The organism is Candidatus Rokuibacteriota bacterium, from assembly GCA_016209385.1.
Classification (GTDB): domain Bacteria; phylum Methylomirabilota; class Methylomirabilia; order Rokubacteriales; family CSP1-6; genus JACQWB01.
The window spans coordinates 1-24,580 of the sequence record JACQWB010000140.1; the positions used below are offsets into that span (position 1 = coordinate 1).

At 67.6% G+C, this 24,580-nt stretch carries 24 protein-coding genes; 21 read left to right on the forward strand and 3 right to left on the reverse strand.

Annotated elements, in window-relative coordinates; genetic code table 11:
- The 20 genes from HY726_09790 to HY726_09885 all read left to right on the forward strand — a co-directional run.
- The coding region (locus tag HY726_09790) for an acetyl-CoA carboxylase biotin carboxylase subunit (protein MBI4609291.1) at window positions 1-731 on the forward strand (731 nt) is incomplete at its 5' end.
- A 66-nt stretch (window positions 732-797) separates the two neighbouring features.
- The gene (thiE, locus tag HY726_09795; protein MBI4609292.1) at window positions 798-1,442 is read left to right on the forward strand and encodes a thiamine phosphate synthase; all 645 of its coding nucleotides are present in this window, start codon (window positions 798-800) and stop codon (window positions 1,440-1,442) included.
- A gap of 378 nt (window positions 1,443-1,820) precedes the next feature.
- A complete protein-coding gene (locus HY726_09800) occupies window positions 1,821-3,005 on the forward strand; it encodes a porin (protein ID MBI4609293.1) in 1,185 nt (394 codons plus the stop codon).
- A 78-nt stretch (window positions 3,006-3,083) separates the two neighbouring features.
- On the forward strand, window positions 3,084-3,812 hold the full coding sequence (locus HY726_09805) for a hypothetical protein (protein MBI4609294.1): 729 nt from the start codon (window positions 3,084-3,086) through the stop codon (window positions 3,810-3,812).
- Window positions 3,813-3,943: 131 nt separating this feature from the next.
- The gene (locus HY726_09810; protein ID MBI4609295.1) at window positions 3,944-5,122 is read left to right on the forward strand and encodes a branched-chain amino acid ABC transporter substrate-binding protein; all 1,179 of its coding nucleotides are present in this window, start codon (window positions 3,944-3,946) and stop codon (window positions 5,120-5,122) included.
- 216 nt (window positions 5,123-5,338) lie between these two features.
- Window positions 5,339-6,652, forward strand: a complete 1,314-nt coding sequence (locus tag HY726_09815; GenBank protein MBI4609296.1) for a branched-chain amino acid ABC transporter substrate-binding protein — start codon at window positions 5,339-5,341, stop codon at window positions 6,650-6,652.
- A gap of 83 nt (window positions 6,653-6,735) precedes the next feature.
- A complete protein-coding gene (locus HY726_09820; protein MBI4609297.1) occupies window positions 6,736-7,797 on the forward strand; it encodes a branched-chain amino acid ABC transporter permease in 1,062 nt (353 codons plus the stop codon).
- A 21-nt stretch (window positions 7,798-7,818) separates the two neighbouring features.
- Window positions 7,819-9,525, forward strand: coding sequence for a hypothetical protein (locus tag HY726_09825; protein MBI4609298.1), 1,707 nt, complete (start codon window positions 7,819-7,821; stop codon window positions 9,523-9,525).
- Between the two features lies 1 nt (window position 9,526).
- Window positions 9,527-10,342 (forward strand): ABC transporter ATP-binding protein, encoded by an 816-nt coding sequence (locus HY726_09830; protein ID MBI4609299.1) that lies wholly within the window; start codon window positions 9,527-9,529, stop codon window positions 10,340-10,342.
- A 67-nt stretch (window positions 10,343-10,409) separates the two neighbouring features.
- A complete protein-coding gene (locus HY726_09835; protein ID MBI4609300.1) occupies window positions 10,410-11,120 on the forward strand; it encodes an ABC transporter ATP-binding protein in 711 nt (236 codons plus the stop codon).
- 37 nt (window positions 11,121-11,157) lie between these two features.
- Window positions 11,158-11,616 carry a MaoC family dehydratase N-terminal domain-containing protein gene (locus HY726_09840; GenBank protein ID MBI4609301.1) on the forward strand — a complete coding sequence of 153 codons (459 nt, stop codon included), beginning with the start codon at window positions 11,158-11,160 and terminating at the stop codon, window positions 11,614-11,616.
- Window positions 11,613-12,593 carry an ornithine cyclodeaminase family protein gene (locus HY726_09845; protein ID MBI4609302.1) on the forward strand — a complete coding sequence of 327 codons (981 nt, stop codon included), beginning with the start codon at window positions 11,613-11,615 and terminating at the stop codon, window positions 12,591-12,593. Before HY726_09840 ends, HY726_09845 begins: the two co-directional genes overlap by 4 nt.
- A gap of 145 nt (window positions 12,594-12,738) precedes the next feature.
- Window positions 12,739-13,917 (forward strand): FAD-binding oxidoreductase, encoded by a 1,179-nt coding sequence (locus HY726_09850; GenBank protein MBI4609303.1) that lies wholly within the window; start codon window positions 12,739-12,741, stop codon window positions 13,915-13,917.
- A 13-nt stretch (window positions 13,918-13,930) separates the two neighbouring features.
- A complete protein-coding gene (locus HY726_09855; GenBank protein MBI4609304.1) occupies window positions 13,931-15,970 on the forward strand; it encodes a TRAP transporter permease in 2,040 nt (679 codons plus the stop codon).
- 193 nt (window positions 15,971-16,163) lie between these two features.
- The gene (locus tag HY726_09860) at window positions 16,164-16,484 is read left to right on the forward strand and encodes a hypothetical protein (protein MBI4609305.1); all 321 of its coding nucleotides are present in this window, start codon (window positions 16,164-16,166) and stop codon (window positions 16,482-16,484) included.
- A gap of 63 nt (window positions 16,485-16,547) precedes the next feature.
- Window positions 16,548-17,132, forward strand: a complete 585-nt coding sequence (locus tag HY726_09865; GenBank protein MBI4609306.1) for an NAD-binding protein — start codon at window positions 16,548-16,550, stop codon at window positions 17,130-17,132.
- Window positions 17,133-17,153: 21 nt separating this feature from the next.
- Complete coding sequence (locus HY726_09870; GenBank protein ID MBI4609307.1) at window positions 17,154-18,902, forward strand: cation:proton antiporter; 1,749 nt, start codon at window positions 17,154-17,156, stop codon at window positions 18,900-18,902.
- Window positions 18,903-19,227: 325 nt separating this feature from the next.
- A complete protein-coding gene (locus HY726_09875; GenBank protein ID MBI4609308.1) occupies window positions 19,228-19,893 on the forward strand; it encodes a response regulator in 666 nt (221 codons plus the stop codon).
- A gap of 66 nt (window positions 19,894-19,959) precedes the next feature.
- Entirely contained in the window at window positions 19,960-20,250 is a 291-nt protein-coding gene (locus tag HY726_09880; GenBank protein ID MBI4609309.1) for a hypothetical protein, read from the forward strand.
- A gap of 380 nt (window positions 20,251-20,630) precedes the next feature.
- Entirely contained in the window at window positions 20,631-20,909 is a 279-nt protein-coding gene (locus tag HY726_09885; GenBank protein ID MBI4609310.1) for a TraR/DksA family transcriptional regulator, read from the forward strand.
- A gap of 126 nt (window positions 20,910-21,035) precedes the next feature.
- On the opposite strand, the gene HY726_09890 is transcribed toward HY726_09885, so the two are convergent.
- From HY726_09890 to HY726_09900, 3 genes are all read right to left on the reverse strand, one after another.
- A complete protein-coding gene (locus tag HY726_09890) occupies window positions 21,036-22,037 on the reverse strand; it encodes an alcohol dehydrogenase catalytic domain-containing protein (GenBank protein MBI4609311.1) in 1,002 nt (333 codons plus the stop codon).
- A 115-nt stretch (window positions 22,038-22,152) separates the two neighbouring features.
- Window positions 22,153-23,016, reverse strand: a complete 864-nt coding sequence (locus HY726_09895) for an NAD(P)-dependent oxidoreductase (GenBank protein ID MBI4609312.1) — start codon at window positions 23,014-23,016, stop codon at window positions 22,153-22,155.
- An 82-nt stretch (window positions 23,017-23,098) separates the two neighbouring features.
- Window positions 23,099-24,265 carry a CoA transferase gene (locus HY726_09900; protein MBI4609313.1) on the reverse strand — a complete coding sequence of 389 codons (1,167 nt, stop codon included), beginning with the start codon at window positions 24,263-24,265 and terminating at the stop codon, window positions 23,099-23,101.
- Window positions 24,266-24,387: 122 nt separating this feature from the next.
- Here HY726_09900 and HY726_09905 point away from each other — a divergent pair.
- The coding region (locus HY726_09905; GenBank protein ID MBI4609314.1) for a type II toxin-antitoxin system Phd/YefM family antitoxin at window positions 24,388-24,580 on the forward strand (193 nt) is incomplete at its 3' end.

A 24,580-nucleotide genomic window follows, 5' to 3' on the forward strand; every position in this document is an offset into this window, starting at 1 on the left:
ATCTGGAGAAGTTCATCCAGGAGAGCCGCCACGTGGAGGTGCAGGTTCTCGGTGATCGCGCGGGTACCCGGATCCACCTCGGCGAGCGCGACTGCTCGATCCAGCGGCGGCACCAGAAGCTCCTCGAGGAAGCGCCGGCGCCGGCGCTTCAGTCCGAGACCCGGCGCGGGCTCTACAAGGCCGCCCTCGCTGTGGCCCGGGCGGTCAACTACGTGAGCGCGGGCACCGTGGAGTTTCTGGTGGACCGCGAGGGGGGCTTCTACTTCATCGAGATGAACACCCGGATCCAGGTGGAGCACCCGGTCACCGAGATGCTGACCGGCGTCGACCTCGTGAGCGCGCAGATCCGCATCGCGGCCGGTGAGAACCTGAGCCTCGCGCAGGACCGGGTCCAGCTCATCGGTCACGCGGTGGAGTGCCGGATCAACGCCGAGGACCCCGACACATTCACGCCGTCGCCCGGGCGCGTCACCACCTGGGTCCCCCCGGGTGGGCCGGGCGTCAGGGTGGACAGCCACCTCCTGGCGCCGTGCGTGATCCCGCCCTTCTACGATTCCCTGATCGCCAAGATCATCGTCCACGCCGAGACCCGAGCCCAGGCGATCCGCCGGATGCGACGTGCGCTGAGCGAGTGCGTGGTGGAGGGCGTGAAAACCACGATCCCGTTCCACCTCCGCCTCCTGGACGACCCGGTCTTTCTCGAAGGCGGCTTCGCGCTCCCCACGCTTTAAATTCGAGGGGGGTCCCCACCCCCCTCGATGCTCCCCCCGGCGGGAATATTGAGCAGGAACAGAGAAATGGCCGAGATTCTACGAACGCGGATCGAGCTGTACGCGATCCTGGACCGCGCCGCGAGCGGTGGCCGGGACCTGAGAGAGGTCCTGGATGCGGTGATCGCCGGCGGCTGCCGGATGGTGCAGCTCCGGGAGAAGGAGTGGTCCACCCGTCAGCTTCTGCCACTGGCCCAGGAGGTGAGGCGTCGCGCCCGCGAGGCCGGTGTCGCCTTCATCGTGAATGACCGCCTGGACGCGGCGCTCGCGGTGGAAGCTGACGGCCTCCACGTGGGCCAGGACGACCTGCCCGCTCCCATCGCCCGACGGCTGCTCAGTCCGGGAATGATCCTCGGGGTCTCGACCCACAGCCTGGAGCAGGCGACACACGCCCAGGCTGATGGCGCGGACTACGTGGCCATCGGTTCGATCTACCCCACGGCGACCAAGCCGGAGTCCCAGCTTGTCGGCGTCGAGCTCATCCGTCGGGTCCGACCCCTCATCCGCGTCCCGCTCGTAGCGATCGGCGGCATCACGCCGGACAACGTCGGCGAGGTGATCCGTGCGGGGGCCGACGGTGCCGCGGTGATCTCGGCCGTCTGCGGGGCCCCGGACCCCGCCGCGGCCGCCCGCGCATTCCTGGCCAGGATCAAAGCGGCGAAGGCCCGCTAAACACCTCGGAGGGGGGTTTCGCCCCCCTTCCGATACCTCCCTCCGTGGTAGTTCGAGCCGAGGGGCTGCCGACGAGCCGCAGGCGAGGTGAGCCACTAGGCGAGGCCCGAGTTGATTGCGCGGGCAAAGCCCGCGCTCGAAGGGCATTACTCCGACACGCTCCTAGACTTCCCCCGCGTGATTTTTGCTTGACTTGAAACCGGGACTTCTGCTACAAGAATCGCGGTGTCCGCTCGGCTTCTCTGGCATCCCGGAGGTCATTCACGAGTAGCGAGGGGGCGCTTTTTCGAGCAGAGCCGGGCCGCTGAGAGCGAGTGAGCCGCGACTGCAAACTGGGGTCTCGAGTCGTGTGAAGAGCCGGCGTGAAAGGAGGAGACGATGAGGACGAAATGGATGCTGGTTGGCCTCGCGCTGCTCTTCGGAGCCGTGGTGGCGGCTATGCCCGCGCCCGCCGGGGCCGAGCTGAAGGTGGGGATCAGCGGGTACATCAAGCTCGACGTCCAGTACAGCGACAAGATCATCACCGACGGTGCCGGTCTTCCTTCTCCCTCCCCGGCGAGCACTCGGCTCGACGGCGATCGGGATGCCGACAACTCCCAGACCATCCTCGACGCGCGCGAGACGCGCGTGCGGGTGACCTTCACCGACGAGGTCATGGGCGTCAAGATGTCGGGGCGGGTCGAGACCGACTTCTTCACCACCGATGGAAGCGCCGGGACCTCAAACAGCCGGCACCTCCGGCTGCGCCACGCCTTCGCCCGAGGCGACCATCCCTCAGGCTTCTTCCTCCTGGCCGGGCAGTACTGGTCGATCTTCATGAACAGCGATATCGCCCAGCCTGACCTCGTTGACTTCAACGGGCCGGCGGGCCAGATCTTCGCCCGCCAGCCCCAACTCCGTGTGGGCTGGAAGAGCGCCCTCGGGGGCGGCATGGGGGACCTGGTCCTCGAGGCGGGCGCCGAAAAGCACTCCCTGGAGAATCTGGGCTCCGCGACGGTTGCCGAGAACCAGGGTGAAGGACAAGACATCCCACTCTTCGTCGGAAAGCTCTCCTGGCTCCACTCGATCTTCCAGGGCGAAGTGGCCGGCGCTGCCGGCAACAACCGCGTGATCCTGACAGGCGGCCGTGACCAGGACGAGACCGCGTGGGGAATCCAGGTCAGCGCCCAGCTCAACTTGGATCCGGTCACCCTCATGGCCCACTACCAGCACGGCGACGGGCTGAGCCGGCTCCTGAACGGTGACTTCCCGGGAGCCTTTCTGGTGGGGAGCGAAGTCCGCAACGTGGAGGCCGACGGCTGGTACGCCGGGGCGTCGCTCAAGCTCACCAAGGACACCAGCATGACGGCCCTCTACGGCTGGCACGAGGCCGACAGGATCACGTCGGCTGGCTTCACCGGAAGCAACCAGGCCAGGCACCAGTCGGTCCACGTGAACCTCCTTCAGAAGTTCTGGCAGCGCTGGCAGGCCGGCCTCGAATACCGGCGCTTCTGGGTTGACACGTTCGACCGTCAGGAAGGCGACGTGAATATTGTTCACGGAGCGCTCTGGTTCTTCTTCTAAAAGGTCGCTCGTTCTGAGAGCAGTCAAGAGCCTGCGGGGCTCGCCCCGCAGGCTCTTCTGCTTCACGGTGAACGCCTCGTGCAGCCCCCCCGCACCCTCGCCGTCCTGAGCCTGGTTTTCCTCCTCCCCGCCTGCGGCCTCTATGAAGCCGTCAGGGGGGGAGACAGCCGGAACCTCGGCCCGCCCGCCGCGCCCAAAGCGCCGGCCTCACAGGCCGTCGCGTCGCGGAACGGTGAAGCCCGCTGGGTCCTGATCCGGAACCCCCGCTACGGCGCGACGATGCGCGAGCCCGAGTATGTCTGGGTGGAGGAGGACAAGATCCCGACGACCCTTTCCACCATCATCTTTGGGAAAAACTCGGTACTCGCCCCTGCCCACGTCGTCACCCAGTACGGGTCTCCGCCGGGAGGCGCAAGGATCAGCCCGCTCCAGTACGCGTCCGCTCAGCCGGCCGGCGAGGCGACGTCGCCGAAGCCCACCCTGGCTCGTGCGGCGACGAAGCCGGAGAAGGCTCCCGTGCAGGAGGTCACCCCGCGGGGGTACATCGTCCACATCCAGAAGCGGCTCATCGTCGTGGACCTGACCTCCGCCGACGGCGTCAAGCCGGGCTCGATCCTGAGCCTCCGCCGGGAACGTATCCGGCTCACCCACCCGGTCAGCGGCGAATACCTGGGCGAGCTGGATGAGGAGATCGGGACAGCCCGGGTGGTGGAGCTCCGGGAGCGGTTCACGCTCGCCGAGATCCAGGAAACCCGGCCGGGGGTCGAGCTGAAGGTCAAGGACCGGGTCGTCCTGAAGCCCGAGTAACGGCGTGCGGTGGGTCACTTGACACCTGCGGCCAAGCCGCTATAATGGCGCGCAGACAGCTTGACTGGCCTGCCTCGTTTCCTGTTCGGATCTCATTGAGAAGGGGAGGGAGCCCGATTAGACCCTTCCGCATCCGCCCCCTGCTTCTCATCCTCACCGTTCTCGCCCTGGCGCTCCCGGCGAACTCCCCTGTCGAATCCCAGCAGAAGCGCATCGTCAAGATCGCTACCCAGAGCCCGCTCTCGGGCGGCCAGGCCGCCGTAGGCGAAGGGCTCAGGCTCGGGGCCCAACTGGCCATTGAACAGTTCAAGGGCCCTGTCGAGAAGCTCGACTTCTACGTGGAGCTGGTTTCGTTCGACGACGAGGCCAGGTCCGACGTCGCCGTTGCCAACGCCAGGAACATCATCGCTGACAAGGAAATCCTGCTCGTGATCGGCCATCTCCAGGGCACCGCCATTTCTGCCTCGGAGGTCTATCGGGAAGCCCAGCTCGCGATGATCTCCCCCGCCATCCATCCGACGCTGACTGACCGGAACTACTCCAACGTCAGCCGCGTCTCCGGCCGCGACGACGTCCAGGGCGTTGCGGGAGCAGAGTTTGCGACGAGCCTCGGGGGCAAGACCGCCTACGTGATCCACGACAGGACCACATATGGCCAGCGCGTGGCCGAGTCTTTCAGAGACCGTGCCAAGAAGCTCGGGATCGCGGTGGTCGGCTTCGAGGGGACCGAGGAGAGGTCCAACTTCGACCCGATCATCACGCCGATCAAGGCCAAGAACCCCGACCTGATCTACTTCGGCGGCATCCATGACCAGGCGGCCCCGTTCTTCAAGCAGACCCGGGAGAAGGGCGTCAAGTCCAAGTTCCTGGGCCCGGAGGGGATGGACTCCTCCGCCCTGGCCAAGATCGCCGGAAAGGCCGTGGTCGGGATGTACTACACGTCCGTCGTCGGCCCGGTCACCGTGTACCCCAAGGCCAAGGAGTTCGCCAAGGCCTTCAAGGAGAAGTTCAAGAAGGACCCCGAGTCCTTCTCCGCCCAAGCCTATGACGCCACGGCCATCGGGCTCAAGGGGCTGGAGGCAGCCATCAAGGCGGCCGGTGGCAAGCTGCCGTCCCGCGAGGCGGTCATGGTGGCCGTCCGGAAGGTCAAGCACAGCGGGATTACGGGGACGATCGAGTTCGACGAGAAGGGCGATCCGAAGAAAGCGCTCTACTTCGTCTTCCGCGTGGTCTCTGATGACCCGGCCAAGTGGGACGAGAGCAAGGAGGTGAGGCGACTGGAGATCACTGCCCCGGCGCTGAAAAGGTAAGCCAACGGGCGCATGGCGTGTCACATCCGGTAAGGGAGCGGTCTATGGAGTGCAAGGCTCTGAGAAAAATCGTCGTGGCAGTTCGAGCCGAGGGGCTCCCGACGAGCCGCAGGCGTGGCAGTTCGAGCCGAGGCGCTTCGGCGGAGGCAGCTTCATCGCCTGCGCCAGCGACGAGGCGAGGGCCCGAGAAGGTTTTCCCTGGGATAGGGACCCGTGATGTCCAGCGAGGAGTCGGAACAAAGAGACACGACAAAAGATGAGGAGGAGAAAGCTATGAAACGCGGAACCGCTCCGCAGTCTTTCGGGATTTGGTTGCTCCTCATGATGGTGTCTTTCTCTTTCGCGTCCCTCCCCGCCGCTGCCCAGGCGCCGGTCACCGACCCCGTTGGCGTGGTGAAGCTTGCCAAGGGCGAGCCCCTGACCATTGCGTACTGGTTCGTGGTGGCCGGACCCGATGCCAGCCTGGGCATCGACACCCGGCGGGGCGTCGAAATCGCCATCGAGGACAAAGGCGGCAAGGTCCTGGGCCATCCCATCAAGCTGATCGGTGAGGACTCGGGCTGTAACGCCGAGGGGGGCGTGACTGCGGCAACCAAGCTGGCCGCAAACCCAGCGATCGTGGCAGCGATCGGTTCCAACTGCTCGAGCGAGGCTGTGCCGGGGGCCCCGATCCTCTGGAGGGCCGGAATCGTGACGGTCTCGCCTTCCAACACCGCGCCCAAGCTCACCGCTCCTGATCGCGGGCCGACCTTCGACGGCTACGTCCGAACCGCTCACAACGACAAAGTGCAGGGGAGGGTAGCGGCGGAGTTTGTCAGGAAAGTCCTGAAGGTCAGCAAGGCGGCGACCATCCACGACGGGAGCCCGTACGCTGAAGGGTTGGCAGGGGTGTTTGCCGAGACCTTCAAGAAACTGGGTGGTACGATTACCTCTCAGGAGGCAATTGCGCCGACGGACACGGATATGCGCCCGGTGCTGACGAAGATCGGCGCGGGCAAGCCGGCCCTGATCTACTACCCGATCTTCATCGCCGCGGGCGGCCACGTGACCCGCCAGGCCAAGGAAGTGGCCGGCGTGGGGAAGGTCAAACTGATGGGCGCGGACGGGATGTTTTCGCCGGATTTCATGAAGGCCGCCGGCGATGCGGCGGTGGGCATGTACCACTCAAGCCCCGACCTTTCCCCGGAGGCGCTGGGACCCGCATACAAAACCTTCGTTGACAAGCACCAGAAGAAGTACGGCGAGAAGCCGCTGTCTGCGTTTCACCCACACGCCTACGACGCCGCGCTGATGGTCTTTGCAGCCATCGAGAAGGTGGCCAAGAAGGACGCGGCCGGCAACACCTACATCGGGCGGAAGGCTCTGCGGGACGCCCTGTATGCGACCAAGGGCTTCAAGGGTCTGACCGGAACCTTGACCTGCGACAAGTACGGCGACTGCGCAGATCCGAAGATCGCCGTCTACCAGACGGAGTCGGCCGACCCGGCAAAGTGGGAGCCGGGAAAGAATCCGCGGAAGATCTACCCGTAGGTCGATACCGGTTGGGCGATCACCTGAGGGGATGGGCCGGGAAGGTCTCTTCGGCTCATCCCCTTTTTAGTTAGAGGCCTCCTGTGCGGCAACGCTGGTTTCAGAAACTGTCGCTCGTCGATCTGCTGCTCTGGGCGTTTCGCGCCGGGGTACTCCTCCTGGTGATCTGGGGCACCATCGGCACCCTCTCCGCTGGGACGTACTCCGGCGAGACATGGATTGACCTCGTCGTGTTCGGCCTCTCCCAGGGCAGCGTTTACGCCCTTATCGCCCTCGGCTACACGATGGTGTACGGGATCCTGCGCATGATCAACTTCGCCCACGGCGAGGTGTTCATGAGCGGCGCCTATACGGCATACTTCGTCGCCGATGCCCTGGCAAGGGCCGGCCACCTCAACCGGAACCCCATCCTGAGCCTCCTCCTGATTCTGGCCGTCTCGATGGTCACCTCGACGGCCGTCGCGCTGCTCCTCGAACGCATCGCCTACCGGCCGCTCAGGCGCGCGCCGCGCCTCGTCCCGCTCATCGCGGCCATCGGAGCGTCGTTCTTCCTGCAGTACGCCTTCCGCGGCCTCTACGGGTCGGGGTTCAAGGCGTATCCGGAGGCCGAGATCCTCAAAGGCAAGTGGACGATCGCCGGCATCGAGATCCTGCGGACCCAGGCGGTGGTGCTGGTGGCGTCTGTGTTGATGATGCTCGGGCTCTACATCTTCGTGATGCGGACCAAGATGGGGACCGCGATGCGGGCGGTGTCTGAAGACATGGAAGTGGCCGCGCTGATGGGGATCAACGTAGACCGCGTGATTGTGATCACCTTCGGTGTCGGGGCGGCGATGGCCGGGGCCGCGGGCATGCTGTACGCGCTGGTCTTCAAGCAGGTGCACTTCTTCATGGGCTTTGTGCCCGGCATCAAGGCGTTTACAGCCGCCGTGCTGGGCGGCATCGGCAACATCCCGGGGGCCATGCTCGGCGGCCTGTTCCTGGGCGTCGTCGAATCGGTCGGCCCCATTCTGTTTCTCGACGGTCTGGGCATCGTCGCGCCATACCAGCTCAAGGATGTCATCGCCTTTACCATGCTCGTCATGGTGTTGATCTTCCGGCCTTCGGGGATCCTGGGTGAGCGGCTCGTGGTCAAGAAGGCCTAGCCACAAAGAGAAGGTGTGCTTGTGAGCACGGATCCACGATTGTGGGGCGGCACCATACGGACGGGTCTGGTCTGGGGCGGAGTTGCCGTCTTCCTTGCGCTCGTCGGCATGGTGGAGGCGTTTGCCGGGCGCCAGATTGTCGCTGGCGTCATCTCGCTTGGCCGCTCCCTGCTTCTCCTGACCGGTCTGGCAGCCGGGTACCAGGCTGCTCAACGATCTGCCGGCGGTGGTCCCATGCTCATCCTCTCGCGCGCTGGTCTGGCTGGCGCCGTGGCCGGGGCGCTGCTGTCCGCGCTGGTTTTGGTCGGGAGTGCCCTGGACCTGCGTCAGGTGCTCGTCAATGCCTCACCCGGGCTCTTTTCGCTGCTCTCGTTCGGCCAGGGCGTGGCAGGAGCATACCTCACGGTCCTGGCCGCGATGGCAGCCGGGGCCGCGGGCGGCGTCGCTTCGCTCCTGGCGGCGCGAGCGCGCGGGCCGCTCGTGACTGGTCTGGCGGGCGTTCTGGCCCTCGGCCTGTTTCAGGAGCTGCTCGATCCCGTACTGCGCAGGAGCATCGTCGGCTCGGCAATTCGCGGGCTGCTGTTCGCCGACAACGGTCTCTCTCTCCCGGGCGCCTTCGCAACGTTCCTGCTCGCGGGGGGCATGAGCGCCCTCTGGACAGACCGGAAGGCTGCAGCGCGCCGGTGGCTCCTCACGTTGCCTGCCTCGCGGCGGCTTGGCCTGCGCCTGCTCGCGCTGGGCCTCGGCGTCTCAGTGTTGCTGCTTTTGCCCCTGGCCGCAGGCCCGTTTCTCTCCACGGTCCTGGTCCTCGTGGGGCTCTACACCCTGATGGGTTTGGGGTTGAACCTGGAAGTGGGGCTGGCCGGCCTGCTCGACCTCGGCTTCGTGGCCTTCTTCGCCATCGGCGCCTACACGGCGGGCCTCCTGACCTCGACCGGCGATCTTGCCATCGCCAACCTCTCCTTCTGGGGGGCGGTCCCCGTCGCCGTGGTCGTCTCGCTGATCGCCGGGGTAATCCTCGGCGTGCCGGTGCTAGGGATCCGCGGCGACTATCTCGCCATCGCGACGCTGGGGTTCGGAGAGATCACTCGGTTGTTGTTCCTCTCCGACTTCCTCCGCCCGTGGCTCGGCGGCTCCCAGGGGGTGCTGGGAATCCCGAAGCCGACCATCGGGGGACTCGAACTTAAAGGCCCCGAGCACCTGTTTTATGTGACGCTTGTCAGCAGCGCACTGGTGGCGTATATAGCCATCCGGCTGCGCGATTCGCGGCTGGGACGGGCATGGATGGCCCTGCGCGAGGACGAAGACGTCGCCGAAGCAATGGGGATCAACCTGGTGAACGTCAAGCTCCTGGCCTACGGCCTTGGAGCGGCCTTCGCCGGCGTCAGCGGGGCGATCTTCGCCGTCCTGGTGGGCTCGGTGTTCCCCCACAGCTTCCAGCTGCTCATCTCCATCAACGTGCTGGCTCTGATTATCGTGGGCGGGATAGGCAGCATGCCCGGCGTGGTCGTGGGCTCGCTGTTCCTGGTGGGATTGCCCGAGCTGCTTCGCGAGTTTGCCGAGTTCCGTTTCCTCGTCTACGGGGCCGCGCTCGTGCTCATGATGCAGCTCCGACCCGAGGGGCTATGGCCCGCTGCGGCGATCAGCCGGGAACTGCACGCAGCCGATGAGATGGTCCGCTCGCGGGAAGCGACGCGGCTGACCGACGCGCCGCCGACGGACGGCTAGCATGGCCATCCTCACCTCGCATGATCTGACCAAGCGCTTCGGTGGACTTGTCGCTCTGAACCAGGTGAATCTCGAGGTCCGAGAGCAGTCGATCCACAGCATCATCGGACCCAACGGCGCGGGGAAGACCACCTTCTTTAACTGCGTGACAGGCTTCTATCGGCCGGATGAAGGGCGCATCGTCTTCCAGGAGACGACGATCGACGGCCTCACGCCGGATCTCATCACCGGGCTGGGGATTGCCCGGACGTACCAGAACATCCGGCTCTTTGCCAACATGACTGTCCTCGAGAACATCCTGGTGGGCATGCACCCGCATCTCAGGTCGTCCTGGATCGGGGCCATTCTGAACAGTCCGTTCACCAGACGGGACGAGGAGGCGGCGGCGACGGCCGCCCGCGAGCTGCTGCAGTTCGTGGGGTTGACAGGTAAGGGAGACTTCCTGGCCAAGAACCTGCCTTACGGCGAGCAGCGCCGCCTGGAGATTGCTCGGGCGCTCGCCAGCCGTCCCAAGCTGCTGCTTCTCGACGAACCCACCGCCGGGATGAACCCCCGGGAAACTATCGAGACGATGTCCTTCATCCAGCGCCTTCGGAACGAGAAAGCGATCACCATCTTGCTCATCGAGCACCAAATGCGCGTGGTGATGGGGATCTCCGATCGCGTCACCGTCCTCGATTACGGCGTGAAAATCGCCGAGGGAACGCCGAGGGAGGTCCAGAACGACCCGTGGGTGATCGAAGCCTATCTGGGCACCCGCAAACGCGCCGCGGACGTGACCCGCCCTACGCCGTCCCCTCTTCCTGATGCGGATTGAAGGTCCTCATTCCAGCAGGTGGACCTCGCGCCTCGCCTTGCGAGAAGAGAGTTGTAGGGGGTAGTCGATGGCACTCCTGGAGGTCGATGACCTGCATGTGTACTACGGTCAGATTCATGCCCTGAAGGGAGCCTCCCTCAGGGTAGACCAAGGAGAGATCGTGACTCTGATCGGCGCCAATGGCGCCGGGAAGAGCACTACGCTGAAAACCATCAGCGGCCTACTGCGACCTCGCCAGGGCCACGTTGTCCTGGCCGGTAAGGATCTCAGCATGCTCTCACCGCACGAGATCGTTGCCAGGGGCATCGTGCAGGTGCCGGAGGGACGGCGGGTCTTCAACCAGCTCACCGTGCGGGAGAACCTCAACATGGGCGCCTACGCCCGCTCGGACGGTGGAGTGTCCAGAGACCTGGAACGAGTCTTCGCCCTCTTTCCGCGCTTGAGAGAACGTCAACACCAAGTCGCGGGCACCCTCTCGGGCGGCGAGCAGCAGATGCTCGCCATCGCGCGGGCCCTCATGGCCTCCCCGCGCCTGCTCCTCCTCGACGAGCCCTCGATGGGGCTTGCGCCCGTCCTCGTCGAGCAGATCTTCGAGACCATCCAGGACATCAACCGGCAGGGGACCACGATCCTCCTGGTGGAGCAGAACGCGGCCATGGCGCTCTCCATCGCCCACCGCGGGTACGTGCTGGAGACCGGCGCCATCGTGCTCTCGGGGTCGGCCGCCCAGCTCCAGGAGAACCCCGAGGTGCGCCGCGCCTACCTGGGCGAGGTGTGACGATCTGCCGAGCGGACGGCATCGCAAGGAGGAGAAGATGAGACAGCAAGGGCTGACCTTTGAGGAGCACGCGATCGGCGCGAAGTACGAGACGCTCGGGCGGACGGTCTCCGAGGCCGACATCGTGACCTTCGTGAACCTGTGCGGCTTCAACGAGCCGCTCTTCATGGACATGGAGTACGTGGCCCGGGAGAGCGTTTTCAAGGGGCGCCCCGTCCCCGGCGCCTTCACCTTCGCCCTCTCGGAGGGCCTCATCATGCAGACCGGCCTCTTCCACGGCACCGGCATGGCCTACCTCGGCGGCGAAGTCCGGGTGGTCGCGCCCGTGCTGGCAGGGGACACGATCCGCGTCCAGGTGGAGGTCACCGACAAGCGCGAGACAAAGAAGCCCGATCGGGGGATCGTGACCTACCAGCACCGGATCGTGAACCAGCGCGGCGAGCCGGTCATGGACGTCCGCGTGCAGCGCATGATCCGGCGCCAGCCAAAGGCGTGATGCTGGTCCTCGGCCGGCGGGAGCTCGAGCGCCTGCTCGCCCCCGCCGATGTCATCACGGCCGTCGAGTCGGCCTTCCGCGAGCACGCGGCAGGAGCGTCGCGGGTCGTGCCCCGTCACGGGCTCGAGGTCCCGCCCGACGGACGCCTCCTCGTGATGCCGTCGGCCCTCCTGGAGTCGGGGGCGCTCGGAGCCAAGCTGGTCACGGTCTACGGCAGGAACCGCGAGCGGGGCCTCCCCACCATCTACGCCGCCTACGTCCTGCTCGACCACGAAACTGGAGCGCCGCTGGCGCTGATGGAAGGCGCGTTCCTGACGGGAATTCGTACCGGCGCCACCTCGGCGCTGGCCGCGCGCTTTCTCGCAAGGCCCGACACGCGCCGCGTGGCCTGCTTCGGCGCCGGTGTCCAGGCCGCCTTCCAACTTCGCTGCCTGGCCGCCATCCTCGCCCTGGAGCGTGTGCTGGTTGTCGGGCGAACGCCTGAGCGGGCACGAGCCTTCGCCGGCGCCATGACGGAGGCTCTGGGGATCCCTGTCACGCTGGCCCGGAGCCCGAAGGACGCGGTGGCTCAAGCCGACCTTGTCACCTGTGCCACGACCTCGCCGACCCCGGTCTTCGACGGTGACGGCCTCAGGCCGGGGACCCACGTCGATGCCGTCGGCGCTTTTCGGCCCGACACGCGGGAAGTCGATAGCCAAACCGTGAAGCGGGCCCGCGTCGTCGTCGACACCCACGCGACGGCGCAGGAGGAGGCCGGCGACCTCCTCATCCCGATCAGGGAAGGCGCGATCACCCCGGCTCACGTCGCCGCCGAGCTGTCGGAGCTTGTCACGGGGACTAAACCCGGTCGAGTGAAGCGCGACGAGATCACCCTCTTCAAGTCCGTCGGCTTTGCCCTCGAGGACGCTGCCGCCGCCCGGCTCGCGTATGATCGAGCGCTCGCCGAAGGCATCGGGCAGCGCGTCTCGCTGGAGTAGCCATGGCACTCTTTCGAGCGCGCACCCACCGCTCCGCGGTGGGTACCCGGCCCGCGCAAGCGGGGGGGAAGGTTCGGAAGGGGCGGGTACCCGGGCATCCACGCCGAAGGCGTGGGGGTGCCTGGGTGGCCCCCCTCCGAGTGCGATGACGCGGACCGTAGACGTCGTGATCATCGGCGGCGGGGTAACAGGCGCCAGCCTCGCCTTCCACCTGGCCCACCGCGGTGTCGGGGAGGTCGTCGTCCTCGAAAAGAATTTCCTCGCCGCCGGCGGGACGGGGCGGTCGGTGGGAATCATTCGCCAGCTCTATCCGACCCCCGAAGCCACCGCGATGGTCTTCGCGTCGCTGCGGGTCTTCCAGCGCTTCCGGGAGCTCGTCGGCGGCGAATCCGGCTACGTGGGCTGCGGCGCCCTGATCGGGGTTCCTGGGGCGATGCTCCCGGCTCTCAGAAAGAGCCTCGATGTCCAGCGTGCCGTCGGGGTCAGGGCCGAGCTGCTGACTCCCGAGGAGGCCCATCGGCTCGAGCCGCGCATCCAGCCTGAGGGGCTGGGCGGGCTCCTCTACGAGCCCGAGTCGGGCTACGGTGATCCCACCGCCGTGACCCTCGGCTATGCCGCTGCCGCGAGGGCGCGCGGAGTGGTGATCCAGCAGGGCGTCGAGGTCACCGGGATCCGGGTCTCGGGAGACCGGGTCGTCGGCGTCACGACCGCATCAGGGGAGGCCATCGACGCGCCGGTGGTTGTCAACGCCGCAGGGCTCTGGTCTCCCGCCGTCGCCCGGCTCGCCGGGGTGGATCTCCCCATCGTCATCGGCCGCCATCCCGTCTTCGTCGTCAAGCGACCCGGCACGTTCGGCACGCCCCATCTCGTCTATCTGGACCTCGTGGGCGGTAGCTACGCCAAGCCCGAGACCGGGGATCTGACGCTGACCGGTTCGCTGACCGAGGACGAGACCCGGCACCCCATGGACCCAGAGCTCCTGGGGAGCGAGGTCGGCTTCGAGGAGGCGCTGGGGGCCCTCGAGAGGACGACCCGCGCCTGGCCGCGCCTGGGCGACGGCCAATACCAGCACGGTTATGCCGGCGCGTTCGACATCACGCCCGACTGGATGCCGATCCTCGACGAGTCGCCGGTCGCGGGGTTCTACATCGCCGCCGGGATGAGCGGCCACGGCTTCAAGCTCGCCCCGGCCGTCGGCGAGCTGATGGCGGAGCTGATCGCTGAGGGGCGAACCACCGTCAATCGCGCGCCGTTCCGCCTGGATCGCTTCGCCCGCGCCGGACGGTCGACGGGCAGCTTCGTCAGCTCCTACCTGTCACCCTGAGCGGCGACACCCTATGGCCGAGGATCTCAAGCTCAAGCTCGGCGAGGAGGAACGGGGGGGGATCGCCGAGGCCGAGCGCCTGGTCAAGGAGGCCGAGTTCGGCGCGCGCGAGCTGGCGGGCTGGTCCTTCTGGCTGGCCGGTGCGATCGCGCTCGCCATGTCAACCTTCCAGCTCTGGACCGCGGCGGTCGGCACGCTCCCCGGCGTGCTCCAGCGCTCCATCCACCTGGCCTTCGCCATGGCGCTCTGCTTCCTCTTCTACCCGATCACCCGCAGCGCGCGTCAGACCCGGCTTCCCTGGCACGACCTGGTCCTGGGGGCCCTCGGCGCCTATGCGGCCCTCTATGTGGCGATCCACCACGAGGCCCTGATCCAACGGGTCGGGATCCCGACGCCGACTGACACCGCCGTCGGGTTCCTCCTGGTTCTGCTGGTTCTGGAGACCACGCGCCGGGCAGTCGGGTTCTGGCTTCCCGCGATCACCGCGATCTTTTTCCTCTACGCCTTCGTCGGCCCCTGGATGCCCGAGCTGTTCTCCCACCGGGGCTACTCGATCCGGCGGGTGATCGGCCACCTCTACCTCACGACCGAGGGAATCTTCGGGATCCCCGTCGGCGTGTCGGCCACCTTCGTCTTCGCCTTCGTCCTCTTCGGGGCGATCCTCGAGCGGACCGGTGCCGGCGAGTACCTGATCCGCATCGCCTTCTCGCTGTTCGGCCACACGCGCGGCGGCCCCGCCAAGGTGTCGGTGGTGGCTTCGGCGTTCATGGGAACGATCACGGGCTCGTCAATCGCCAACACGGCCACCATCGGCTCGATGACGATCCCGCTCATGAAGCGCGTGGGGTTCAAGCCCGAGGTGGCCGGTGGGATCGAGACCGCGGCGGGCGGCAACGGCCAGCTCATGCCTCCCGTCATGGGGGCGGCGGCCTTTGTGATGGCCGAATGGCTCCGTATCCCGTACCTGGAAATTGCGAAAGCCGCGGCACTCCCTGCCGTCATCGACCAGCTCGCGCTGCTCGGCGCGGTCCACCTCCTCGCGCTCAAACACGGAATCACAGGCTTGCCGCGGGAGGAGTTGCCCCGGTTCTGGCCCACGTTCCTCTCGGGCCTCCACTACCTGATCCCGGTGGGAGTGCTGCTCTACTACCTGATCGTGCGGGAGATGACGCCGCTCACCTCCGCCTTCATGGCGATCGTGGCCGCGATGGGGATGTTCTGCGTCTCGAGCCTGGTTCAGGGCCTCCGCGGGCGGCCGATCGTCCCCGGCCACGCGCCGGCGGAGAGCGTCGGCACAGCGCTCGCCGAGACCGGGCTCAGGCTCGTCGCGGCCCTCTACATGGGCGCGCGGAACATGGCCTCCGTCGCCGCCACGTGCGCCAGCGCGGGGATCATCGTCGGGATCGTGACTCTCACCGGGGTGGGACTGAACCTCTCCGGCATCGTGGTGGATCTCTCGGCCGGCAACCTCTACCTGGGTCTCTTCCTCACGATGATCGCCTGCCTAATCCTGGGGATGGGCGTGCCCACGACGCCGACGTACATCATCATGGCCACCCTCACAGCGCCCGCCCTCATCGCAGTCGGCAGGCAGCACGGGCTGGAGATCCCGCTGATCGCGGTGCATCTCTTCGTCTTCTACTTCGGAATCCTGGCCGACGACACACCGCCGGTTGGGCTCGCGGCGTACGCTGCCGCCGGCATCGCGCGCTCGGACCCGATCAGGACCGGCTGGCGCGCCTTCTCGCTGGACATGCGGACGTTCCTCCTCCCGTTCATGTTCATCACCGCCCCGCAGATGCTCCTGATCAACACGACCTGGCAGGAGGCCGTCTGGATCTTCATCACCGCGACCATCGGGATGTACGCCCTCGCCGGTGCCATGCAGGGCTACCTGCTCACGGACGCGCGATGGTACGAGCGCGTGATCCTCTTCGTCTCGGCCGTGGCGCTGGTGAAGCCGGGCCTCTATACGGACATCGCGGGGATGGTGGGACTCGCCCTCGTCTACGCCCTCCACCGGGCGCGCGCCAAGGACGCGCCGCTTTTCTAGCGCCTTCTCAGCCGCAGGCCGTTGTAGCGGGCACCTTTTGGGCCGGCGCCGGAAACAGTTGCCTGTCCAGCTGCACCGTGCTGGCTGACGCCCCCGCGCTCAGCGGCCACCGCCAAGGCCGCTACCACGGCTGGACCAAAAGCCACCGACCAGGAGCGCAACGGCGGCCCCCTTTTGTTATACTCCTCGTGTTATGAGGCTGCCCGGGCTTGCGTGCTTCCTGGCCTGGCTCCTGCTGTTCGACGTCTCGACTCCCCTCCTGCCGGGAGCGTACCAGTTCGACCCTGACGATTCCGTCGAGGCGCTTCGCGCTCGATCGAGCCAGATGAGAACCCAGACCCTCGACCGCCAGAGTGTGCCCGTGGCCCCGCGGGCGACTCAGGTGGTTGATCACGACGTCCCCCGGGCTTCCCGCTCGACTCCCCCGCCCGCGCGCCGTGTGAGCGTCGCATTCTGGCGCCTGCCGCGCGCGCAGGCCGGTGACGCGGTCTCCCCGGTCTCCGAAGACCACTGAGTACCGCTCCGCTTCACGCCTGAAGCTTCTCTCCCGGCACGTTCAACAGAGGAGCGGTGTCCCATGTGTGAGATAGAACGCGACATCCTTGTGCTTGGATTTTCTGACGACGTGCGCGCCCTGCTCGACCACCTCTGCGCGGAGGCGCCGGCGGTCATCGAGCGCATCGCTGTCATCGACCGGCGGCCCGAGGTGGTTGAACGGCTCAACCGCGCCGCCATCGCAGCGGTCTGCGGCGACCCCTTCGACGCTGGCGTGCTCCAACGCGCGGGAATCGACCGCGCCACCATGGTGCTCCGTCTCGACCCGCGAAGTCCCGGGTTGAGCGAGCTGGGTCCGCTGCTGCGCCAGCTCTGCCCCCGGGCCCGGCTCCTCGTCAGTCGCTCGGGAGGCAAGGACCTCTCGGCGCCCGGCGCCGGGCACCCAGAGACCGTGGCGGACGGGCTCGTCACTCCGGTCGATCCCGGCCGGCCGTGGGGGCACCTCACCACCTGGCAGTTCTGGCTACTCGTCGCCGTGTTCCTCGTGGACGCCACCATCTTCGCGCTGCCGCTGGTATCGGCTGCGCTCCTCGTCGCCGCGCTGGGCGCCCCGAGATGTTTGCGCCACGTGGCGCGCTTTCTGGACGCCCTGGCCGAGAGGCGATGAGGCGGCTGCCGGAGCTGCGCCATGGGTCATGACATCCTGACCGGGATCGCCATCAGCATTATCGGCGCGGCCGCATTCGCCTTGCTGGCGCGACGCGTCCACCAGCCCCTGATCCTCGGCTATATCCTCGCCGGCGTCGTCCTCGGCCCGCATCTCGGCTTCCGCGTCATCCGGGACGAGGAGAGCATCGAGCTGATCTCCGAGATCGGGCTCATCTTCCTCCTCTTCATCATCGGCCTGGAGATCAGCGTGCCCAGGTTGCTGCAGGCGGGGCGGACCATCACCGTCACCGGGCTGCTCCAGTTCCCGATCTGCGTCGGGCTGGCCTGGGCTGCCTTCGCCTCTGCGCTCCCGGCGTCCGGGAGCCGGTTCGACCGCCTCTACCTCGCGGTCGCCCTCAGCCTGTCCTCGACCCTGATCGTCGTCAAGCTCCTGTCGGACAAGTTCGAGCTGGGCACCTTCGCGGGACGCGTCACGGTGGGGATCCTCGTCTTCCAGGACCTCTGGGCCATCGCTTTTCTCGCCTTGCAGCCCAACCTCCAGAACCTCCGGCCCGGTCCCATGCTGCGCTCGTTTGCGCTCGGCGCCGTGCTCGTGAGCGCGGCGGCCCTCCTCTCGCGCTTCGTCCTGCCGCGCCTGTTCCGCGCTATCGCCAAGTCCCCGGAGCTCGTGCTCCTCACCGCCATCGCCTGGTGCTTCCTGGTCTCGCTCGTCGCCGGCCTCACCGGGCTCTCCAAGGAGATGGGAGCCCTCATCGCCGGCATGGTCATCGCCGCGTTCCCGTACGGCGCCGAGGTCATCGCCCGCCTGGCCGGGGTGCGCGACTTCTTCATCACGCTCTTCTTCGTCGCCCTCGGCCTCAAGGTTCCCGCGCCGTCGATGGAGCTTGTGCTGTTTGCGCTTGCAGGCACCGCCTTCGTCGCGCTCACCCGCCTCGTCTCGTTGGCGCCGCTGTTCATGCTCCTCCGGGTCGACACGCGGACCGCCGGCGTCGTCGCCATCAACCTCTCCCAGATCAGCGAGTTCTCGCTGGTGATCGTCACGCTCGGGGTCGGCCACGGTCACGTCAGCCACGAGCTGGCGGCCATGGTGCTCTACACGCTGCTCTTCAGCGCCGTGATCTCCACGTACGGGATCATGCTCAACCACCCGCTCGCCAGCCGATTGACGCGGGTCCTGTCACGGCTCGGCGTGCCGGGCTGGCGCCGCGCCGTGCGACGCGGCCCGGTGACCGAGACGGAGCCTCCTCCGGCAGACGTGCACGACCTCTTCCTCCTGGGCGTGTCGCGGGAGGGGCTGGCGCTCCTGCAGCACCTCGAGCGCGAGCACCCGCAGATGAAGGAGCGCATCGTCGCCATCGACTTCAACCCGGAAACCCTGGAGCTGCTGCAGGGCGACGGGGTGGAATGCCACTACGGCGACATCTCCAACGCCGAAGCCCTGCGCCACGCGGGGATCGAGCGCGCAACGCTCGCGGTCTCCATGGTGTCGGACTGGTTCCTGCGGGGTACGGACAACCTTCGCCTGCTGCGACAGGTGCGCCGCCTCGCGCCAGGGGCGCAGGTGGTCGTGACGGCGGACACGCTCGCCGCCGCCCAGCGTCTCTACGCCGAGGGAGCCGATTACGTCCTGATCCCGCCCGCACTCGCCGCCGAGCATTTCTGCGGGCTCCTGGAGGACACCTCGGCCGAGGCCCTCGCGGAGGCCCGGGAACGCCAGGCGGCGGAGCTGTTCACGCAGGAGCACAGGCGCGACGCCGAACCGCGCTGATGGCCGAACGCGCCCGGCTCCCACCAGAACTGGACGAAGACAGACAGCTCGCGAGCCCGCCGGCCGCTACGCTGGAGGATCGCGCCCCTGCAAACTCGTACGCGTCTCCCGGGCGGGGCTCCGGGAGCCCCAGGCCCGGAGAGCCTGAGGTCGTCCCGGCCTGACCCCGCTGTCCGACCCACTCCTCCGCCCCGCCCCCTAAATTGTCCCCGGGCTTGGGGAGTTTTTCGCTCTCGATTCCAGTATTTCCCCCCATTGACCGCGTGGGCGCCCGGCGCGTTCAATCGAAGTGCAGTTGACTATGCGTCTCTACGAGGAGCGAGCCATGCAAAAGCTGCGCGTTCTCATTGCCCATGCGAGAGGAGTCCTGGCTACCCGCCTCACGGCCCAGCTCGAAAGCCTGGGCCACCGGGTCGTGGGGCACGCCAAGGACGGGCGGGCGGCTGTGGCGGCCGCGGGGGAGCTGAAGCCGGATCTCGTCATCGTGGATCTCCAGCTCCCAAGCTCGGACGGGATCGAGGCCGCCCGAACGATCCTGGCCCGCCAGGCTGTCCCCATCATTCTGCTGACCCCCCGAGCGGCTGCGGATGTCGTCCGGCGGGCCCGGGAGGCCGGGGTGATGGCCCATCTGGTCACACCCGCGGACACAGCGCAGCTCCGTGCGACGCTCGAAGTGGCGCTGGCCCGCTTTCTCGAGCTCCAGGCCATTTGTGAGGAGGCTGGCGACCTCCACGAGGCGTTGGATGCCAGGGGATGGGTGGAGGAGGCCAAGAGGGTGCTGATGAGGCGGCTCAAGCTCTCGGAGGCGGACGCCTTCCGGTACCTGCGGCGACAGAGTCGGAACACGGGGAAACGCCTCAAGGAGGGCGCTGAGACGATCGTGATGGCCGAGGAACTCCTGTTCAGGAAGCTCGATGTCGCCCGGTGCCTTCAGACCATTCTCCGTGCCGTCAGGCAGGCCCGGGTCTTTGTGCCGGCACAGACCGCGTGAGCCTGACTGGCGATCCGGTCGCATCAACGACCGGAGAACAGGTCTGTGCCGCCGTGACACGCCGCGATGGAATTCCTCCCCGCATTCCTGCTAAGGATCCACCGCGAAACCCCCGGCCCTGAAGGAGGCCGCGGGCGGGTCTACGTCATCATCCGCCGAGCCCACGCCTATCTCGAAGAGGTGCTTCGAAGGGCCTTTGAGGGGCAGCAGGATGTCGGGATCGTCGTGGACCGGCGCTACGGCGATCGGCGAGCGTACAAGCACCCCGTTGGGGTCGAGCGCCGTCGGGCCGACCGGCGACGATGGCCGAAGGAGGAGTTGCTCCAGGTCGTGATCGGAAGGGCCCGCACACCGTAAGCGACGTTGCCTCCCCGGCGCGCGGCCGTGGCCAGCGAGAGCGATTTTCGGTCCGCGCGCCCGTATTCTTCCGATTGGTCGTGTCGCCCCTCGCCGATCTTGAGGGATTCACCCTACTCTGAATTCATGGATTCACCCGATGGTCTTCGCTCCCTCGGCGTCGCGACAATCACTCATCGACGGCCTGACCGCGATAATCCGAGATTCCCGGAAAGGAGAGTCGCAACATGACGCCGAAGGATCAACTTGACCACCGGACGGCGAAGGAGATTGAACGATTCCTGCATTCGCTGAAAGACCATGCATCCCGAACTCGAGAATCCATCCGCAGCGCCAGGACCCGGCGTTGTTCGACCGAGCCGGTCCGAGCCCCGGACGTCATGGATTGGGCCAGCGACACCCTGGAGGACGAGATGCAGGTCGCGCTCGTGGACCGCCTGAGCCAGCAGGTCACCCAGATCGACGCCGCGCTCGAACGGCTCACTCGCAGAGAGTACGGGATCTGCCACGACTGCGACGAGTTCATCGGGCTCGCGCGCCTGAAGGCGCTACCGTTCGCGCAGCGGTGCACACGCTGCCAGACGCGCGCGGAGCAGTTCAAAGGGGTCCGGGAGCGGAGACGCGTCGCGGCGATCCTGGCGATCGAGGACGAAGACTGAGAGCTGGCAAGGCATCGGCGAGTCGGCCGGTCGAAGCTCCCCTGAGCCCACCCGAATCGCGGGCAGCGCACGCCGGCCTTTCCTGGCGCCGACTCGCCGCGCGCCGGCTCTCCTTGCAGCCTGCCGCTATGCCCCACCCGGCGTGATGACGGTCTTGACTCCCTGGCCGGCCGCCGCATGGGTGAAGGCCTGGCCGATCCGTTCCAGGGGGAAGCGCGCGGTGACGAGCCGCTTGACGCCGAGCTTGGGCATGAGGGCGAGCGCGCGGCGGAAGGCGGTGCCGCGGCCGAAGGTGCCCCCGATCCTGATCTCGCGGAAGTGGACGTCCCAGAGGTCCAGGGGGAGCTGACTCCCCTTGGGGCTCACGCCAACGAGCTGCACGATGCCGGTGGGCTTGGTCAGGGCCACGGCCTCGGCGACCAGCTCCGGCTTGCCCACGGCCTCGCAGACGACGTCCGCTCCCCGGCCGCGCGTGAGCGCCATCGCCCGATCGCTCAGGCTCTCCCGCAACGGGTCGACGACCACGTGAGCCCCCAGGCGCCGGGCGATCCGGCGGCGCTCCTCGATGGGATCCGAGAGGATGAGGCGCCGGGCGCCGCGCCGGCGGGCGAGCACCATGGTGAGGAGTCCCATGAGGCCGCCGCCGATGACGAGGACCGTTGCCGCGCGCGGCATGGGGAACATCTCGAGGCCGGCGAGACAGCAGGCGGCCGGTTCGGTCAGCGCGGCCGTGACGGGATCGAGGCCGCCGGGCAAGGGATGCACGCAGCTCGCGGGGAGCACGATACGCTCGGCGAAGCCGCCCACGCGGACGCAGCGGGGACACTGGCTCACGCGCCCGGCGTGGCAGTCGGCGCACTCCCCGCAGCCGTACGAGGGCTCGCAGGCCACGGGGCGCCCGACGAGGCGCCGGCTCACGCCTCGGCCCACCTGGCGCACGACGCCGGTGTACTCATGACCCAGCACCAGAGGCGGCTGCCAGGGAAAAAGCCCCTGGGTGGCGTGGATGTCGGTGCCGCAGATGCCGGCGGTGTGGACGGCGACGACGACCTCACCCGGCCCCGCGACGGGATCTGCCACCTCGTCGATGGTAAAGCGACTCCCGCCTTGCCAGGTCGCGACTCTCACGCGGTGATCCTATCATACCCGGGTGACCGTCGAGCGCGTCGAGCCTCCGGGCGAGCGCCGGACCGGACGCGACGCAGCCTCACCTGAGCTCTCGGCTTGGACCAGGAGCCGGGCCTCAGCCGCGCTCCCGCGCGGCGCGCTTGAGGAGGGCGGCGATCGCCTCTTCCACGGCGGGCGGTGTCGGGGTGTCCTTGTAGCCGGCCAGACGGCGATAGACCTCGCCGGCCGCGTCGAGGAAGCCCGTGGGGAGCCCGGCCTGGGCGAACGTCCGGGCGATCTCGTCCATCTCGCCCACGAAGCGCCAGGCCTTCCTGACATTGTCATGCACGGCGCGCTCCGAGCGCGCGGGCACATCGGGCATGGAGATGCGCCACTCCGCGAGGAGGGCCTGATCCACCCCCTCCGCCATGGCGAGGGCACGAATCGCCATGAGGAGGGCCTGCATCCCCTTGTTCCAGCCGGCGAAGGCCACCTTGAGGGCTGAGGCCGCGCCCACCGGCCCATCCAGCGCGATGGCGTTCACCGGGCCAGCGGCGAAGAGCGAGGCCACCGCCGTCGCCTCGGCGCCGGAGAGGTAGATGCGCGCCGCGCCGGGCTTCTTGTTGGCAGGCCCGATGATGCCGCCGTCCACGAAGCGCGCCCCGCTGCGCTCGACGATGCGGCCGATCTCGCGCGCCGTCTCCGGCGAGACCGCGTTGGCGTCCACGAAGAGGCCGGTGAACCGGAGGGCGGCGACCGCGCGCGCCACGTCCACGGCGACGTGGGGCGGTACCACCGAGAAGATCACCTCCGCGCGGCCCACGAGCCGCTCGAGGGTGCCTGCATCTTCGAGGCCGAGCTCTTCGGCCCGCTGACGTGTCCGCGCTCCCCGCCCTTCCGACGCCCACAGGACCCGCGCGCCGCCGGCCACCAGGGTCGCGCCCACGGCCGAGCCCATCTCCCCCGGATGCAGGAGCCCGATCACTCTCGCCTCGCTCATCTTCCACGTCCTCCCGCGCCCGTCTGGCGCTGCCCCCCATGCACCGGCTTGTCGCGCAGCGATATGGGCCCGCCGGGGCACATCAGACAACACCCTCCCGCCGTAGCGCCATCACGTCCTCGCTCGAGTAGCCCAGCTCGCCCAGGATCTCGTCGGTGTGCTGGCCCAGTTCAGGCGCCGGCATCCTCACGGCTCCCGGCGTCCTCGACAGTGTCACGGGCAAGTTCTGAACCTCGAGCTGGCCGAGCTTCGGGTGGGTCACCTTCATGGCCAAACCCAGGTGACGCACCTGCGGATCCTCGAAGACCTCCTTGATGTTGAGAATAGGGCCGCAGGGCACGCCGGCCGCGTTGAGCGCCTCCACCCAATGCTGACTCGGCCGCGTGACCAGGACTTTCTCCAGCTCCTCGGTCAGCGCAGCGCGATTCTTGGAGCGGGCGGGCGGCGTCTTGAACCGGGGGTCGTCGATCAGGGCCTGGGTGCCGAGCGCCTCGCAGAGCCGCCGGAACATGGTCTGGCCCGAGGCCGCGATATTGACGTGCCCGTCCGCCGTGCGGAAGGTGCCCGTCGGGATGCCCGTCGGGTGGTCGTTGCCGGCCTGCGGCGCAATCTCCTTGCCGATGAGCCAGCGCGGGGCCTGGAAGTCGAGCATGATCACCATGGCCTCAAGCAATGAGGTGTGCACCCACTGCCCCTTGCCCGACCGCTCCCGCTCCAGCAAGGCCACCAGGATGCCCTGGGCCAGGAAGATCCCGGCGGCGAGATCGGCTACCGGGATGCCCGCGCGCACCGGCCCCTGACCGGGGAGGCCTGTCACCGACATCAACCCCCCCAGGCCCTGGGCGATCTGGTCATAGCCGGGCCGGTCGCGGTAGGGCCCGGTCTGGCCGAAGCCCGAGATGCTGCCGTAGATCAGGCGCGGATTGATCTCCCTCAGCGACTCGTAGTCGATGCCGAGCCGGTGTTTCACCTCGGGTCTGTAGTTTTCCACCAGGATGTCAGCGTGCGCCACGAGCTGCTTCAGGATCTCGACCCCCTTCGACTGCTTCAGGTCGAGCGTGATGGAGCGTTTGTTGCGGTGCAGGTTCTGGTAGTCGAACCCGTGGCGGGCGAAGTCGCCCTGGGGATCGCCCTTGGCCTCCACCTGGATCACCTTGGCGCCCATGTCGGCGAGCTGGCGCACGCAGGTCGGCCCCGAGCGTGCCCGCGTCAGGTCGATGACGGTGTAGCGCTCGAGCGGCAGCGTCATCCCGCGGCTCCGTTCAGCCTGTGCGTGGGGTGTTCGTTTGCGTCTCGGTCTTCGTGCGCGTTCAAGGAGACCGAGTGGTTAACGGTTGACAAAGGTAGCTCCCGGAAGCTACCCTCTGAACGATGCGAGCAGTCGGGCTCAAAATCCTCAAGAACAAGTTGAGTGAGTACGTTCGCCTCGTCGCCAGCGGGGAGACCGTGCTGGTCACCGACCGGGATCGTGTGGTTGCAGAGCTGGTTCCGCCCCGGGAGGGGCGCAGCCCGCTCCTGGCCGATGCCATGCTGGCCGAGGCTGTGCGTCAGGGATGGATAACAC

Bases quoted from the DNA above. Each gene is read 5' to 3' on its own strand.
- thiE (MBI4609292.1), top strand. From the start codon at position 798: ATGGCCGAGATTCTACGAACGCGGATCGAGCTGTACGCGATCCTGGAC.
- HY726_09800 (MBI4609293.1), top strand. From the start codon at position 1,821: ATGAGGACGAAATGGATGCTGGTTGGCCTCGCGCTGCTCTTCGGAGCC.
- HY726_09815 (MBI4609296.1), top strand. From the start codon at position 5,339: ATGTCCAGCGAGGAGTCGGAACAAAGAGACACGACAAAAGATGAGGAG.
- HY726_09830 (MBI4609299.1), top strand. From the start codon at position 9,527: ATGGCCATCCTCACCTCGCATGATCTGACCAAGCGCTTCGGTGGACTT.
- HY726_09835 (MBI4609300.1), top strand. From the start codon at position 10,410: ATGGCACTCCTGGAGGTCGATGACCTGCATGTGTACTACGGTCAGATT.
- HY726_09840 (MBI4609301.1), top strand. From the start codon at position 11,158: ATGAGACAGCAAGGGCTGACCTTTGAGGAGCACGCGATCGGCGCGAAG.
- HY726_09850 (MBI4609303.1), top strand. From the start codon at position 12,739: ATGACGCGGACCGTAGACGTCGTGATCATCGGCGGCGGGGTAACAGGC.
- HY726_09855 (MBI4609304.1), top strand. From the start codon at position 13,931: ATGGCCGAGGATCTCAAGCTCAAGCTCGGCGAGGAGGAACGGGGGGGG.
- HY726_09860 (MBI4609305.1), top strand. From the start codon at position 16,164: ATGAGGCTGCCCGGGCTTGCGTGCTTCCTGGCCTGGCTCCTGCTGTTC.
- HY726_09865 (MBI4609306.1), top strand. From the start codon at position 16,548: ATGTGTGAGATAGAACGCGACATCCTTGTGCTTGGATTTTCTGACGAC.
- HY726_09870 (MBI4609307.1), top strand. From the start codon at position 17,154: ATGGGTCATGACATCCTGACCGGGATCGCCATCAGCATTATCGGCGCG.
- HY726_09875 (MBI4609308.1), top strand. From the start codon at position 19,228: ATGCAAAAGCTGCGCGTTCTCATTGCCCATGCGAGAGGAGTCCTGGCT.
- HY726_09880 (MBI4609309.1), top strand. From the start codon at position 19,960: ATGGAATTCCTCCCCGCATTCCTGCTAAGGATCCACCGCGAAACCCCC.
- HY726_09885 (MBI4609310.1), top strand. From the start codon at position 20,631: ATGGATTGGGCCAGCGACACCCTGGAGGACGAGATGCAGGTCGCGCTC.
- HY726_09895 (MBI4609312.1), bottom strand. From the start codon at position 23,016: ATGAGCGAGGCGAGAGTGATCGGGCTCCTGCATCCGGGGGAGATGGGC.
- HY726_09900 (MBI4609313.1), bottom strand. From the start codon at position 24,265: ATGACGCTGCCGCTCGAGCGCTACACCGTCATCGACCTGACGCGGGCA.